Origin of the sequence: Campylobacter concisus, assembly GCF_003049735.1 — a bacterium.
GTDB classification, from domain to species: domain Bacteria; phylum Campylobacterota; class Campylobacteria; order Campylobacterales; family Campylobacteraceae; genus Campylobacter_A; species Campylobacter_A concisus_AN.
The window spans coordinates 574,656-589,680 of sequence record NZ_PIRM01000001.1 but is presented as its reverse complement, the minus strand read 5'-3'; the positions used below and the strand labels follow the sequence as shown (position 1 = coordinate 589,680).

Genomic DNA, 15,025 nt, shown 5'->3' with positions numbered 1-15,025 from the left:
TACTTTATTTTCAAAATTTTTAGTTGTTTGTATTATTTAATTGGAATCATCTCTGCCAAGCGTTTTTCGCTCATATGGCTCAGAGGTAGAGCACTTCCTTGGTAAGGAAGAGGTCGCGGGTTCAAGTCCCGCTATGAGCTCCACTGGTTAATATGATTTTATTATGATTATACAAATTTGGTAAGAAAAAAGACATATATCACATACGGAGGAAAAGATGGCTAAAGAAAAATTTTCACGTAACAAGCCGCACGTAAACATAGGTACTATTGGTCACGTAGATCATGGTAAAACTACATTAACAGCTGCAATATCTGCTGTTCTTTCACGCAAAGGACTTGCTGAGCTAAAAGATTATGATAATATTGATAATGCTCCAGAAGAAAAAGAGCGTGGTATTACAATTGCTACTTCACATATTGAGTACGAGACAGAGAAACGCCACTATGCCCACGTTGACTGCCCTGGTCACGCCGACTATGTAAAAAATATGATTACAGGTGCTGCGCAAATGGATGGAGCTATTCTGGTTGTTTCTGCGGCTGATGGCCCAATGCCACAAACTAGAGAGCATATTTTGTTATCACGTCAAGTTGGTGTTCCATACATTGTTGTTTTCATGAACAAAGCTGATATGGTTGATGATGCTGAGCTACTTGAATTGGTTGAAATGGAAATCCGCGAATTACTTAATGAGTATAATTTTCCAGGCGATGATACACCTATTGTTTCTGGTTCAGCGCTTAAAGCTCTTGAAGAAGCAAAAGCTGGTCAAGATGGTGAATGGTCGGCAAAAATTATGGAATTAATGGATGCAGTTGATAGCTATATTCCAACTCCAGTTCGTGCGACAGATAAAGACCTTCTTATGCCGATTGAAGATGTTTTTTCAATTTCAGGTCGTGGTACAGTTGTAACTGGTAGAATCGAAAAAGGTGTTATTAAGGTTGGTGATACAATTGAAATTGTTGGTATTAAGCCAACTCAAACAACAACAGTTACTGGTGTTGAAATGTTTAGAAAAGAAATGGATCAAGGCGAAGCTGGTGATAATGTTGGTGTTCTACTCCGTGGTACCAAAAAAGAGGATGTTGAGCGTGGTATGGTTCTTTGCAAACCTAAATCAATTACTCCTCATACAAAATTTGAAGGTGAAGTCTATATCTTGACAAAAGAAGAAGGTGGTCGTCATACTCCTTTCTTTAATAACTATAGACCACAATTCTATGTAAGAACAACTGATGTTACTGGTTCAATTACGCTTCCAGAAGGAACAGAGATGGTTATGCCAGGTGATAATGTAAGAATTTCAGTTGAGTTGATTGCTCCAGTAGCACTTGAGGAAGGTACTCGTTTTGCTATCCGTGAAGGTGGTAGAACTGTTGGTTCAGGTGTTGTTTCAAAAATACTTGGTTAATTTATAAAAATTTGTCAAAGGGAGAATATTCCCTTTGATATTTTGAAAAGGACTTATATGAGAATTAAAATTGGTTTAAAATGCTCTGAAAGTGGTGATATAAATTATACAACAACTAAAAATAGTAAAACTACTACGGATAAAGTTGAGCTTAAAAAGTATTGCCCAAGATTAAAAAAACATACTATACATAAAGAAGTTAAATTAAAAAGTTAATTAAGAAGCTATTAGGGCAATAGCTCCAACGGTAGAGCGCTGGATTCCAAATCCAATGGTTGGGGGTTCGAATCCCTCTTGCCCTGCCACGACTAAGGTTAAGATTATGGAGAAAATTATAAATTATATTAAGCTTTCTAAATTGGAAATAATGAAGGTTATCTATCCTACAAAAGAACAAATTAGAAATGCTTTTTTTGCAGTTTTTATCGTAGTTGCTGTTGTATCACTTTTTTTAGCCCTTGTCGATGTTATTATGTCCTTTGTTCTATCTAAAGTTATATGATATAAGGAAAAGTAATGTCACATAAATGGTATGCTATACAGACTTACGCTGGAAGCGAAATGGCAGTAAAAAGAGGAATTGAAAATTTAGTAAAAGATCATGGAATAGAAGATCAGCTAAAAGAAGTTATAGTTCCTACAGAAGACGTAATTGAAATAAAAAATGGCAAGCAAAAAATCAACGAAAGAACTCTTTATCCAGGTTATGCTTTTGCATGCTTAGACCTTGATACAGCTCTTTGGCACAGGATTCAATCTTTACCAAAAGTTGGACGTTTTATTGGTGAAGCTAAAAAACCTACACCATTATCTGAAAAAGATATTAATACTATTTTGGAAAAAGTTCAAAAAAGAGCTGCGCCAAAACCTAAGATATTCTTTGAGGATGGTGAGAGTGTTCGTATAACAGAAGGTCCTTTTGCTAACTTTACAGGTATTGTTGAAGAATATGACATGATACATGGAAAACTTAGGCTTAATGTTTCTATTTTTGGTAGAAGCACCCCTGTTGATATTTTGTATTCACAAGTTGAGAAGATAATTTAAGGAGCAAGAAATGGCTAAAAAAGTTATAGGTGAAATAAAATTACAAATTGCTGCAACAAAAGCAAATCCTAGTCCACCGGTTGGTCCAGCTCTTGGACAAAAAGGTGTTAATATTATGGAATTTTGTAAAGCCTTTAATGAAAGAACAAAAGATATGGTTGGATTTAATATTCCAGTTGTTATAACTGTTTATGCTGATAAAAGTTTTACATTTATTACAAAACAGCCTCCTGCTACAGATCTTATTAAAAAGGCTGCAGGTATAACAAAAGGAACCGATAATCCTTTAAAAAATAAAGTAGGCAAACTAACAAAAGCTCAAGTTCTAGAAATAGTTGAGAAAAAACTTGTTGATTTAAATACAAATGATAAAGAGCAAGCAGCTAAAATTATTGCTGGTTCAGCTCGATCAATGGGTGTCGAAGTAATAGACTAAAACCTTTACCGTCAGGTTGATTAGCAAAAGACGGAAGCAATATATATGCGGAGAAATTTATGGGAAAAACTAGTAAGAGATTTCAAGAATTGCTCAAAAAAGTAGAGCAAGATAAAATTTATAACCTTAGTGAGGCTATTGATGCAGTCAAAACTCTAGCTTCTGCTAAATTTAATGAAACAGTTGAGATTGCATTAAAATTAAATGTTGATCCAAGACATGCTGATCAAATGGTTCGTGGTTCAGTAGTTTTACCAGCTGGTACAGGTAAAACTGTAAGAGTTGCTGTTATTGCTAAAGATGCTAAAGCTGATGAGGCTAAAGTAGCTGGCGCTGATATTGTTGGTGCAGATGATTTGGTCGAAGATATTCAAAAAGGTATAATGAATTTTGATGTTCTTATAGCTACTCCAAATCTAATGGGTCTCGTAGGTAAGGTCGGTAGAATTTTAGGACCAAAAGGATTAATGCCAAATCCAAAAACTGGTACAGTAACAATGGATGTTGCACAAGCTGTTAATAATGCAAAAAGTGGTCAAGTAAATTTCCGTGTTGATAAGCAAGGAAATATACATGCAGGTCTTGGTAAAGTTAATTTTACTAAAGAACAATTAAATGAAAATATTTCAACATTTATTAAAGCGATCAATAAACATAAGCCTGCAACCGCAAAGGGTAGATATGTTAAAAATGCTTCGTTGTCTCTGACAATGAGCCCATCTATAGCTCTTGATACCCAAGAAGTTATGGACTTAAAATAAAACTAAAAATTAAAATTTATATCTTAGATTGGAGATAGCCGAGGCCATTGGGCTTAATTGATTCGACCCGCTCTGCTTGAAATTACCGGTCGGAAAGGAGAAAAAGTGACACGTAACGAAAAAACTGAAGTTGTTGCAAAATTAGAGAGTGAATTTAAAACTGCTGAAGCTATTGTAGTTTGTGACTATCGTGGCCTTTCAGTAAAGAAACTTGAAGTTTTAAGAAATTCTGCTAAAGAACAAAATGTAAAAGTTCAGGTTATTAAAAATACTCTTGCAAATATTGCTCTTAAAAATTCTGATAAAGTCGGAATGGAACTCAAAGATACAAATATCTATCTTTGGAGCGAAGATCAATTAGCAGTAACTAAAGTAGCCGCAAAATTTGAAGAGTCTAATGCTGATCTTTTCAAAATAAAAACAGCTTATATTGATGGCGAAGTTGCTAGCGTTGATAAAGTTAAAGCTCTATCTAAAATGCCTAGCCGTGATGAGCTTATTGCGATGCTTTTACAAGTTTGGAATGCGCCGATTCAAAATTTCACAATTGGTTTGAATGCGCTTAAAGAGAAAAAAGAACAATCAGCTTAATTAAAATTAAAAAATAATAAGGATTAAAAATGGCAATTACTAAAGAAGATGTATTAGAGTTTATATCTAATCTTTCTGTACTTGAGCTTAGTGAACTTGTAAAAGAGTTCGAAGAGAAATTTGGTGTTAGCGCTGCTCCTGTAATGGTAGCTGGTGGCGCTGTTGCGGCAGGTGGTGCAGCAGCTGCAGCAGAGGAAAAAACAGAATTTAACATTGTTTTGGTTGATTCTGGTGATAAGAAAATCAACGTTATTAAAGTTGTTAGAGCGCTTACTGGTCTTGGTCTTAAAGAAGCTAAAGATGCAGTTGAGGGAACACCATCTGTTCTTAAAGAAGGCGTTAGCAAAGATGAGGCTGAGGCAGCTAAAAAAGAGCTTGAAGAAGCTGGTGCTAAGGTTGAACTTAAATAATTTTTTATTATTTGAGCTTAATATTTCAAGAGAGGGCACAGTCTCTCTCTTTTTTAAATTTTAGATGCCTTGTTAAAAGGCTATACTTTTCTTTCAAAATTACCACGAGGTAGATGCAATGTTAAATAGCTTATACTCAGGAAATCGTCTTAGGGTTGACTTCTCTAATGTCGTTAAGGAGATAGACGTTCCGAACCTACTACAACTACAAAAAAAGAGCTTTGATAATTTTTTAAATCTAAATAACAATCAAGCAGAAAGCGGTATAGAAAAAGTTTTTAAATCAATCTTTCCAATACATGATCCGCAAAATCGTTTGACTTTAGAATATGTTGGCTCAGAAATTGGAAAACCAAAATATACAATCAGAGAGTGTATAGAAAGAGGTCTTACATACTCTGTAAATTTAAAGATGAAAATACGTCTTATTGTTCATGAGAAAGATGATAAGACAGGTGATAAAGTTGGTGTTAAAGATATAAAAGAACAAGAAATTTTTATACGTGAAATTCCACTAATGACTGATAGAATTTCATTTATTATAAATGGTGTTGAGCGTGTTGTTGTAAATCAACTCCATAGAAGTCCAGGTGTTATTTTTAAACAAGAAGAGAGCGCGACTGTTGCAAATAAATTAATTTATACAGCTCAAATAATACCTGATCGTGGCTCTTGGCTACATTTCGAATATGACACAAAAGATATTTTATATGTTAGGATAAATAAACGTAGAAAAGTGCCAGTAACTATATTATTTAGGGCGCTTGGATATAAAAAACAAGACATTATTAAGTTGTTTTATCCAATACAAAATTTAATTATTAAAAATAACAAATTCTTAATTCTTTTTAATCCTGAAGATTATTTGGGAAGAGTTGAATATGATATAAAAAACGAAGATGGAGAAATTCTTCATCAAGCAGGCAAACGTCTAACCAAGAAAAAAGCTGATAAGTTGATTGAAGATGGTGTAAAATTTGTTGAATACCCAGTTGAAGCACTTATTGGTAGATATTTGGCAAATCCTGTAATAAATACAGAGAGTGGAGAAATTTTATATGATACACTATCTGCTCTTGACGAGAATAAACTTACGAAAATCTTAGCTGAACATGAAAGTATTGAGATTATAAATAACTCTGCTGCTGGTGTTGATGATGCGATTATAAATTCTTTTATAGCTGACAACGATATGCTTAAGGTTTTAAAACAAACTGAGGGTGTGGATGATGAAAATGATCTTGCGGCTATTAGAATTTATAAGGTCATGAGACCAGGAGAGCCAGTTGTTAAAGAGGCTGCAAAGAGTTTTGTAAATGATATGCTATTTAACCCTGAGAGATACGATTTAACAAAAGTTGGTCGTATGAAAATGAATCATAAGCTCTCTCTTGATGTGCCAGAATACGTTACTTTACTAACAAGCGAAGATATCATAAAAACTGCGAAATATCTTATAAAAGTTAAAAACGGACAAGGTCACATTGATGACCGAGATCACCTTGGCAACCGCCGTATAAGATCAATCGGTGAGCTACTTGCTAGCGAACTTCACCTCGGTTTTGTAAAGATGCAAAAGGCAATCCGCGACAAATTTACAAGCTTAAGTAATAATACCGAAGAAATTATGCCATACGATCTCATTAACCCAAAAATGATTACTGCAACAATTATGGAATTTTTCACAGGTGGACAGTTAAGCCAGTTTATGGATCAGACAAACCCACTTAGCGAAGTTACTCACAAGCGCCGTCTATCTGCGCTTGGCGAGGGTGGCTTAGTAAAAGAACGTGCTGGATTTGAGGTGCGTGACGTTCACCCAACCCACTACGGTAGAATTTGTCCGGTTGAGACTCCAGAAGGTCAAAATATTGGTCTTATCAATACGCTTTCAACCTATGCAAAAGTGAATGATCTTGGCTTTGTTGAAGCGCCTTACAAAAAAGTTGTAGATGGCAAAGTGACTGATGAGATAGTTTACTTAACCGCAACTCAAGAAGAGGGCAATGTTATAGCTCCGGCATCAACTAAACTTGATGAAAATGGACACATTGTTGAGGACTTGATTGAGGTTAGAAAAGATGGCGAGATGATGCTTGCCCGTAGAGAAGATGTTGCTTTGATCGACCTTTGTTCTGGTATGATAGCTGGTGTTGCGGCTTCACTTATTCCATTCCTAGAGCATGATGATGCTAACCGTGCTCTCATGGGTTCAAACATGCAACGTCAGGCAGTGCCACTACTTCGCTCAACTGCTCCTATTGTTGGAACAGGTATGGAAAGCGTTATTGCAAGAGATGCATGGGAAAGCGTAAAAGCAAAACGTAGTGGTGTGGTTGAAAAGGTTGATAATAAAAATATATTCATTTTAGGCGAAGACGAAGCTGGTCCATATATCGATCATTACTCTTTGGAGAAAAATTTAAGAACAAACCAAAATACGACTTTTTCTCAACATCCGATAGTTAAAAAAGGTGATGAGATCGTTGCTGGTCAAATAATTGCTGACGGTCCAAGTATGGAAAAAGGCGAGCTAGCCATTGGTAAAAACGCACTAATTGCATTTATGCCTTGGAATGGCTACAACTACGAAGACGCAATCGTCATTAGTGAAAAAATGATACGTGAAGATGCCTTTACGAGTGTTCATATCTATGAAAAAGAGATCGAGGCTCGTGAGTTAAAAGACGGCGTTGAGGAGATAACAAAAGATATACCAAACGTCAAAGAAGAGGAGCTTATGCACCTTGATGAGAGTGGTATTGTCAAAATTGGTACAGAGATCAAGCCTGGTATGATCCTTGTTGGTAAAGTATCTCCAAAAGGCGAGGTTAAGCCAACTCCAGAAGAGAGACTATTACGTGCGATCTTTGGTGAAAAGGCTGGTCACGTTGTAAATAAATCGCTCTACGCTTCAGCTTCGATGGAAGGCGTGGTTGTTGATGTTAAAATTTTTACCAAAAAAGGTTATGAAAAAGATAGCAGAACAAATAAAGCTTACGAAGAAGAGAAAACTCTTTTAGAAAAAGAACATCATGATAGACTACTTATGCTAGACCGCGAAGAGATGCTAAAAGTTACAGCACTTCTTTCTAAAAATCCACTAGCAAGCGATCAAGAGGTAAATAAAAAAGAGTATAAGAAGGGCTCAAAGATCAATAAGGCTGATCTTGAAAATATAAATAGGTTTACTCTAAACGCTATCGTTAAAAGCTTTTCAAAAGATATTCAAAAGAAATATGATGAGCTAAAAAATTACTTCCAAAACGAGAAGAAAAAGCTCAAAGAAGAGCACGATGCTAAGATAGAAATTTTAGAAAAAGACGATATTTTACCAAGCGGTGTTGTAAAACTTGTAAAAGTTTACATAGCTACAAAACGCAAACTAAAAGTCGGCGATAAGATGGCTGGACGTCACGGTAATAAAGGTATCGTTTCAAATATAGTTAGAGAAGTCGATATGCCTTATCTCCCAAGCGGTCAGATTGTAGACATCGTGCTAAACCCACTTGGTGTTCCAAGCCGTATGAATATCGGTCAAATTTTAGAGAGCCACCTTGGTCTTGTTGGCTACCGCTTAGGTGAGCAGATCAATGAAATTTTTGAAACTAAAAAAGGCGAGTGGATAAAAGAGCTAAGAGCTAAGATGATAGAGATAGCAGGTGTTGCTAAGCTAATGGACGCTAAAAAAGCTCTTGGTAAGATGAGCGATGAGAAGCTTCTTGAATATGCAAAAGATTGGAGTAATGGCGTAAGATTTGCAACTCCGATTTTTGAAGGCGTTAAGGCTGACGAATTTGCAAAACTATTTGAGATGGCAAAGATAGATAGCGATGGTAAAACTGAGCTATACGATGGACGCACAGGCTCAAAGATAAGAGAACGTGTTAATGTTGGTTGTATGTATATGCTAAAACTTCACCACTTGGTTGATGAAAAAGTTCACGCAAGAAGTACTGGACCATACAGTCTTGTTACACAACAACCAGTTGGAGGTAAGGCGCTATTTGGTGGTCAAAGGTTTGGTGAGATGGAGGTTTGGGCACTTGAGGCTTACGGTGCTGCTCATACACTAAGAGAGATGTTAACTGTAAAATCAGACGATGTTGAGGGAAGACTTTCTGCTTACAAAGCTTTAACAAGAGGCGAAAACGTTCCTGAGACTGGTATCCCTGAGACGTTCTTTGTTCTAACAAACGAGCTAAAATCACTGGCTCTTGATGTAGAAGTATATGATGAGGATGAGACAAATGAAACTAACTAATTTAAAACCAGTTGAGATAAAAGAAGAGCATAGACCTCGTGATTTTGAAGCTTTTCAACTTCGTTTAGCAAGTCCTGAGAAGATAAAATCTTGGAGTTATGGTGAGGTTAAAAAACCAGAAACTATCAACTACCGCACGCTAAAACCTGAGCGTGACGGCTTGTTTTGTGCCAAAATTTTTGGACCGATCCGTGACTACGAGTGCCTTTGCGGCAAATATAAAAAGATGCGTTATAAAGGCATCAAGTGCGAAAAATGCGGTGTTGAAGTAACGACATCTAAGGTTCGCCGCTCTCGCATGGGTCACATCGAGCTTGTAACTCCAGTGGCTCATATTTGGTATGTAAATTTCTTGCCAAGCCGTATTGGTGCACTTCTTGGTATTAAGATGAAAGATCTTGAACGTGTACTTTACTATGAAGCATACATTGTTGATAATGTTGGTGAGGCTTATTACGACAATGAAAATTCTAAAAAAGTTGAGAAATACGACGTTTTAAATGAAGAGCAATATCAAAGCCTAGCTTCAAGATATGAAGAGACTGGTTTTACAGCTAGAATGGGTGGCGAGGTCATCTATGACATGCTAGCTGAGCTTGATTTGATGGAAATTTTAAATCAACTAAAAGAAGAGATGGAGTCTACAAATTCAGAAGCCAAGAAAAAAACTATAGTAAAACGTCTAAAAGTTATCGAGAGTTTTTTAAATTCAGGTAACCGCCCAGAGTGGATGATGATAACAAATTTACCAGTTCTTCCACCTGATCTTAGACCGCTAGTCAGCCTTGATGGTGGTAAATTTGCTGTTTCAGACGTAAATGACCTATATCGCCGCGTAATAAATAGAAATAGCCGTCTAAAACGTCTACTTGAGCTTGACGCACCTGAGATCATTATCAGAAACGAAAAGAGAATGCTTCAAGAGGCTGTTGATGCGCTATTTGATAATGGCCGCAGAGCAAATGCAGTAAAAGGTGCAAATAAGCGCCCACTAAAATCACTAAGCGAGATCATCAAAGGTAAGCAAGGCCGCTTCCGTCAGAATTTGCTAGGTAAGCGTGTTGACTTCTCTGGACGTTCTGTTATCGTCGTTGGTCCAAAGCTAAAGATGGATCAGTGCGGTCTTCCAAAGAAAATGGCTCTAGAGCTATTTAAACCACATTTGCTTGCTCGCCTTGAAGAAAAAGGCTATGCAACAACTGTTAAGCAAGCTAAAAAGATGATAGAAGATAAGACAAATGAGGTTTGGGAGTGCCTAGAAGAGGTCGTTAAAGACTATCCAGTTATGCTAAACCGTGCTCCAACACTTCACAAGCTTTCTATCCAGGCATTTCACCCAGTGCTTGTTGAGGGCAAGGCGATCCAGCTTCATCCACTAGTTTGTGCGGCGTTCAACGCTGACTTCGACGGCGACCAAATGGCTGTTCACGTACCACTATCGCAGGAAGCTATCGCTGAGTGCAAAATTTTGATGCTTAGTTCAATGAACATCTTGCTTCCTGCAAGCGGTAAGGCCATCACAGTTCCTTCACAAGATATGGTTTTAGGAATTTATTATTTAAGCCTAGAGAGAAATGACGAAAAAGGCGCAAATAAAATTTTCTCAAGCGTTGATGAAGTAATGATCGCTGAAGAGGCTAATACTCTTGGTCTTCACGCTAAAATTAAGACAATGGTTGATAATAAGATCATCTTTACGACGGCTGGTCGCTTGATCTTAAGAGCGATACTTCCTGATTTTGTCCCTGAAAATATGTGGAATAAGATCATGAAGAAAAAAGACATTGCAAATTTGGTTGATTATGTTTATAGAAATGGCGGCCTTGAAGTAACGGCTGACTTCCTTGATAAGCTTAAAAATTTAGGCTTTAGATATGCTACAAAAGCGGGAATTTCTATCTCTATCGCAGACATCATCGTGCCAGATAGCAAGCAAAAATATATCGATGAAGCTAAGAAAAAAGTTCGTGAAATTCAAAAACAATACGGCGCTGGTCTTTTAACAGATAGTGAGAGATACAACAAGATCATCGATATCTGGACAGATACAAACAATAGCGTTGCAAGCGAGATGATGAAGCTCATACAAAGTGATAAGGGCGGATTTAACTCAATTTATATGATGGCTGACTCAGGTGCGAGAGGTAGTGCTGCGCAAATTCGCCAGCTAGCTGGTATGCGTGGTCTTATGGCAAAACCTGATGGCTCAATTATTGAAACGCCGATCATTTCAAACTTCCGTGAAGGTTTAAATATAATGGAGTACTTCAACTCTACTCACGGAGCTAGAAAAGGTCTTGCAGATACCGCTCTAAAAACAGCCAACGCCGGTTACTTAACAAGAAAACTAATCGACGTTGCTCAAAACGTTAAAGTAACAATGCACGACTGCGGTACGCACGAGGGTGTTGAAATCACAGATATTACAGAGAGTGGCGAGCTAATAGAAAGCCTTGAAGAGAGAGTATTGGGCCGTGTTTTAGCAGATGATGTGATCGATCCTATAACAAATGAAATTTTATTTAGCGAAGGCACGCTACTTGATGAAGAAAAAGCTAGAGCTATAACTGAGGCTGGTATAAAATCAGTGAGCATTAGAACGCCTATCACGTGCAAGGCACCAAAAGGCGTTTGTGCAAAATGCTACGGCTTAAATTTGGGTGAAGGTAAGCTTGTAAAACCAGGCGAGGCAGTTGGTATCATTTCAGCTCAATCTATCGGTGAGCCAGGTACACAGCTAACACTAAGAACATTCCACATCGGTGGTACGGCTTCTACTGAACAACAAGATCGCCAAGTAATCGCTCAAAAAGAAGGTTTTATTAGATATTACAACCTTAATACTTATGATAACGGAGATAAGAAGATCGTTGCAAATAGAAGAAGCGCAGCTGTGCTACTTGTTGAGCCAAAGATTAAATCAACGATTGATGGCAAAATAGAGATCGAATATGCCCACGAAGATGTAAATATCGTGATAAAAGGTAAAAAAGAAGAGGTTAAATATACAATTAGAAGAAACGATCTTGCTAAGCCAAATGAATTAGCTGGTGTTAGCGGAAAGATCGAAGGGAAGATGTATATACCTTATGTAAGTGGCGATAAAGTAAAAGAGAATGAAAGTATCGTTGAGATCATAAAAGAGGGTTGGAATATCCCAAATCGTATCCCATACGCTAGTGAACTTAAAATTTCAGACGGAGATCCGGTAACTCGTAAAATTTTAGCTGACGCAAATGGTGTAGTTAAATTTTTCATATTAAAAGGTGATTATCTTGATAGGGTTAAAGATATCAAAAAAGGTCACAAAGTAACTGAAAAAGGTTTCTTTGTAGTTGTTTCTGATAAAGATGGACGTGAGGCGGTTCGCCATTATATCCCAAGAAATTCTATCATTCAAGTTTCTGATAATGATACAGTTGAGAGAGCGACAGTGGTTTCGTTACCTGAAAAAGATGATAAGTTGATTATTGCTGAGTGGGACCCATACTCAACTCCAACTATTGCTGAAGAAGCTGGTGTGGTTAGCTTTGAGGATATTGAACCAGGATATAGTGCGACTGAGCAAGCAGATGAGGCGACTGGACAAAGACGTCTTGTTATCAATGAGTATTTGCCAAGCGGTGTAAAACCTGCGATTATTATCGCTACTAAAAAAGGAAATTTAATCAAGTATCCGCTTGATCCAAAAACTGCGATCTTTGTTTCAAGCGGAGATGAAGTAGCACAGGCTGATATTTTGGCCAAGACCCCAAAAGCTGTTGCTAAGTCAAAAGATATTACCGGCGGTCTTCCAAGAGTTAGTGAGCTATTTGAAGCAAGACGCCCTAAAAATACAGCTATCGTTGCAGAGATTGATGGTGTGGTTAGATTTGACAAGCCACTTCGCTCAAAAGAGCGCATAATCATCCAAGCTGAAGATGGCACAACTGCTGAGTATTTGATCGAGAAAAGTCGTCAGATACAAGTAAGAGATGGGGAATTTGTCCATGCTGGCGAGAAACTAACTGATGGACTAATCTCAAGCCACGATATTTTAAGAATTCTTGGCGAAAAAGCGCTTCACTACTATTTGATCAGTGAAATTCAGCAAGTTTATCGCCGCCAAGGTGTTGCGATCGCTGATAAACATATAGAGATCATCGTATCACAAATGCTTCGCCAAGTCAAAATCGTTGATAGTGGAAATACAAATTTCATAGTTGGCGATATGGTCTCAAGAAATAAATTTAAAGAAGAGAACGAGCGCATTATGAACATGGGTGGTGAGCCAGCTATTGCTGAGCCGATTCTTCTTGGTGTTACAAGAGCGGCTATCGGAAGTGATAGTGTGATCTCTGCTGCATCATTCCAAGAGACAACTAAAGTCTTAACAGAAGCATCGATTGCTGCTAAATTTGACTATCTTGAGGATCTAAAAGAGAATGTTATCCTCGGACGTATGATCCCGGTTGGAACTGGTTTTTATAAGGATAAAAAAGTAAAAATCAAAGAAAACTAGTCCTTTAAGCCCCTATTTTTGGGGCTTAACCTCTTTATAGAATTAAATCAATTAAAAATTTACAAGCTATTAATTATCACCTAATAAAATCCTTATCTTTAAATCACATCATGGAGAATTTATGAAAAACGTTGATCTTGGACTTTTATTTATACGTTTAGGACTTGGTATCTGCCTTTTTATGCATGGTTTTGGTAAAATTTTACATGGACTTAGTGGGGTAAAAGGTATATTAGTAAATGCTGGTTTACCTGGATTTTTGGCATATTTTTCTTACCTTGGAGAGGTCTTAGCGCCAATTATGTTAATTATTGGTTTTTATTCAAGGGTAGGCGCTATCCTAGTTTTAGGTACTAGTATTACTATTTTATACTCATACTATGGATTTGCAAATTTATTTGCATTAAATGAGGTTAACGGCTTTAAATCAGAGCTTATTTACCTTTATATTGCTATTTCACTTTGTATTCTTTTGATAGGTAGTGGCAAATATGCTGTCAAACAAGACTAATACAAAATAAAGACAGCAGAGTTTTTATAAAATCAAGAATTAGATGAGTAAGTCTAACTTATTAACCGTTATTTAAGTTTATTTTAAATAAAATTAGGTCTTTTTAATAAATTTAGTTGAAAGGAATTATTGTGCCAACCATAAATCAATTGGTCAGAAAAGAACGCAAGAAAGTGACTGTTAAGTCAAAATCTCCAGCGTTAAAAGAGTGCCCTCAAAGAAGAGGAGTTTGCACTAGGGTTTATACTACAACTCCTAAAAAACCAAACTCAGCTTTGAGGAAAGTTGCCAAAGTTAGGCTAACAAGTGGTTTTGAAGTCATCAGCTATATCGGTGGTGAAGGTCACAACCTACAAGAACACAGTATCGTTTTAGTTCGCGGCGGTAGGGTTAAAGACTTACCAGGCGTTAAATATCACATCGTTCGTGGTGCACTTGATACTGCTGGTGTTGCAAAAAGAACAGTTTCTCGTTCTAAATATGGTGCGAAACGCCCTAAAGCTGGCGCTGCAGCTGCAACAAAAAAGTAAAAATTTAGGTTCGCAGACGTTGCTAAAATTTGCAAACGTTTGAGTAAAATTTCATAAAAATTTGAAGGAAAGATCAAAATGAGAAGAAGAAAAGCCCCTGTAAGGGAAGTCTTACCTGATCCGATTTACGGAAATAAAATAATCACTAAATTTATTAATTCTCTTATGTATGATGGCAAAAAAAGCGTCGCTACTGAGATAATGTATGGTGCCATTAAAGCCATAGAAAAGAAAAATGCTGAGGTTAAAGGCATCGATGTTTTTAACGATGCTATTGAAAATGTAAAACCTATTTTAGAAGTTAAATCACGCCGTGTTGGTGGTGCTACTTATCAAGTACCAGTTGAGGTTCGCCCAGCTCGCCAACAAGCTCTTGCTATCCGCTGGCTTATAACTTACGCTAGAAAAAGAAGCGAAAGAACTATGATAGATAAACTAGCGAATGAGCTCTTAGATGCGGCAAACTCAAAAGGTGCATCTTTCAAGAAGAAGGAAGATACTTACAAGATGGCAGAGGCTAATAAAGCATTTGCTCACTACCGCTGGTAAGAAAGAAT

General features: G+C 37.0%; 13 protein-coding genes and 2 tRNA genes. All 15 read left to right on the top strand.

The genetic code is table 11. The features are described 5' to 3' along the window. The first annotated feature begins 68 nt into the window (after positions 1 to 68). Positions 69 to 143: transfer RNA gene (locus CVS97_RS02980), tRNA-Thr, on the top strand. Between the two features lie 74 nt (positions 144 to 217). Continuing rightward, positions 218 to 1,417 (top strand): elongation factor Tu, encoded by a 1,200-nt coding sequence (gene tuf, locus CVS97_RS02975; RefSeq protein WP_021090663.1) that lies wholly within the window; start codon positions 218 to 220, stop codon positions 1,415 to 1,417. A 57-nt stretch (positions 1,418 to 1,474) separates the two neighbouring features. Then, on the top strand, positions 1,475 to 1,633 hold the full coding sequence (rpmG, locus tag CVS97_RS02970; protein WP_035167196.1) for a 50S ribosomal protein L33: 159 nt from the start codon (positions 1,475 to 1,477) through the stop codon (positions 1,631 to 1,633). Positions 1,634 to 1,646: 13 nt separating this feature from the next. Next, positions 1,647 to 1,722: transfer RNA gene (locus tag CVS97_RS02965), tRNA-Trp, on the top strand. A 17-nt stretch (positions 1,723 to 1,739) separates the two neighbouring features. Further along, positions 1,740 to 1,919, top strand: coding sequence for a preprotein translocase subunit SecE (gene secE / locus CVS97_RS02960; RefSeq protein ID WP_072594862.1), 180 nt, complete (start codon positions 1,740 to 1,742; stop codon positions 1,917 to 1,919). Between the two features lie 14 nt (positions 1,920 to 1,933). Beyond that, positions 1,934 to 2,464 (top strand): transcription termination/antitermination protein NusG, encoded by a 531-nt coding sequence (gene nusG, locus CVS97_RS02955; protein ID WP_054196403.1) that lies wholly within the window; start codon positions 1,934 to 1,936, stop codon positions 2,462 to 2,464. 10 nt (positions 2,465 to 2,474) lie between these two features. After that, the gene (gene rplK / locus CVS97_RS02950; protein ID WP_084040690.1) at positions 2,475 to 2,900 is read left to right on the top strand and encodes a 50S ribosomal protein L11; all 426 of its coding nucleotides are present in this window, start codon (positions 2,475 to 2,477) and stop codon (positions 2,898 to 2,900) included. 59 nt (positions 2,901 to 2,959) lie between these two features. Further along, positions 2,960 to 3,661, top strand: coding sequence for a 50S ribosomal protein L1 (gene rplA / locus CVS97_RS02945; protein WP_107776043.1), 702 nt, complete (start codon positions 2,960 to 2,962; stop codon positions 3,659 to 3,661). A gap of 105 nt (positions 3,662 to 3,766) precedes the next feature. After that, on the top strand, positions 3,767 to 4,252 hold the full coding sequence (rplJ, locus tag CVS97_RS02940; protein ID WP_021090459.1) for a 50S ribosomal protein L10: 486 nt from the start codon (positions 3,767 to 3,769) through the stop codon (positions 4,250 to 4,252). Positions 4,253 to 4,281: 29 nt separating this feature from the next. After that, complete coding sequence (gene rplL / locus CVS97_RS02935; RefSeq protein WP_021090592.1) at positions 4,282 to 4,662, top strand: 50S ribosomal protein L7/L12; 381 nt, start codon at positions 4,282 to 4,284, stop codon at positions 4,660 to 4,662. Positions 4,663 to 4,780: 118 nt separating this feature from the next. Beyond that, positions 4,781 to 8,926, top strand: coding sequence for a DNA-directed RNA polymerase subunit beta (gene rpoB, locus CVS97_RS02930; RefSeq protein ID WP_107785016.1), 4,146 nt, complete (start codon positions 4,781 to 4,783; stop codon positions 8,924 to 8,926). Beyond that, positions 8,913 to 13,427, top strand: coding sequence for a DNA-directed RNA polymerase subunit beta' (gene rpoC, locus CVS97_RS02925; RefSeq protein WP_107785015.1), 4,515 nt, complete (start codon positions 8,913 to 8,915; stop codon positions 13,425 to 13,427). The genes rpoB and rpoC overlap by 14 nt, the downstream gene beginning before the upstream one ends. 121 nt (positions 13,428 to 13,548) lie before the next feature. Further along, entirely contained in the window at positions 13,549 to 13,938 is a 390-nt protein-coding gene (locus CVS97_RS02920) for a DoxX family protein (protein ID WP_087585693.1), read from the top strand. Between the two features lie 131 nt (positions 13,939 to 14,069). Beyond that, on the top strand, positions 14,070 to 14,468 hold the full coding sequence (gene rpsL / locus CVS97_RS02915) for a 30S ribosomal protein S12 (protein WP_021090705.1): 399 nt from the start codon (positions 14,070 to 14,072) through the stop codon (positions 14,466 to 14,468). A gap of 78 nt (positions 14,469 to 14,546) precedes the next feature. Then, positions 14,547 to 15,017, top strand: a complete 471-nt coding sequence (gene rpsG / locus CVS97_RS02910; protein WP_021090980.1) for a 30S ribosomal protein S7 — start codon at positions 14,547 to 14,549, stop codon at positions 15,015 to 15,017. The last annotated feature ends 8 nt before the right edge of the window (positions 15,018 to 15,025 follow it).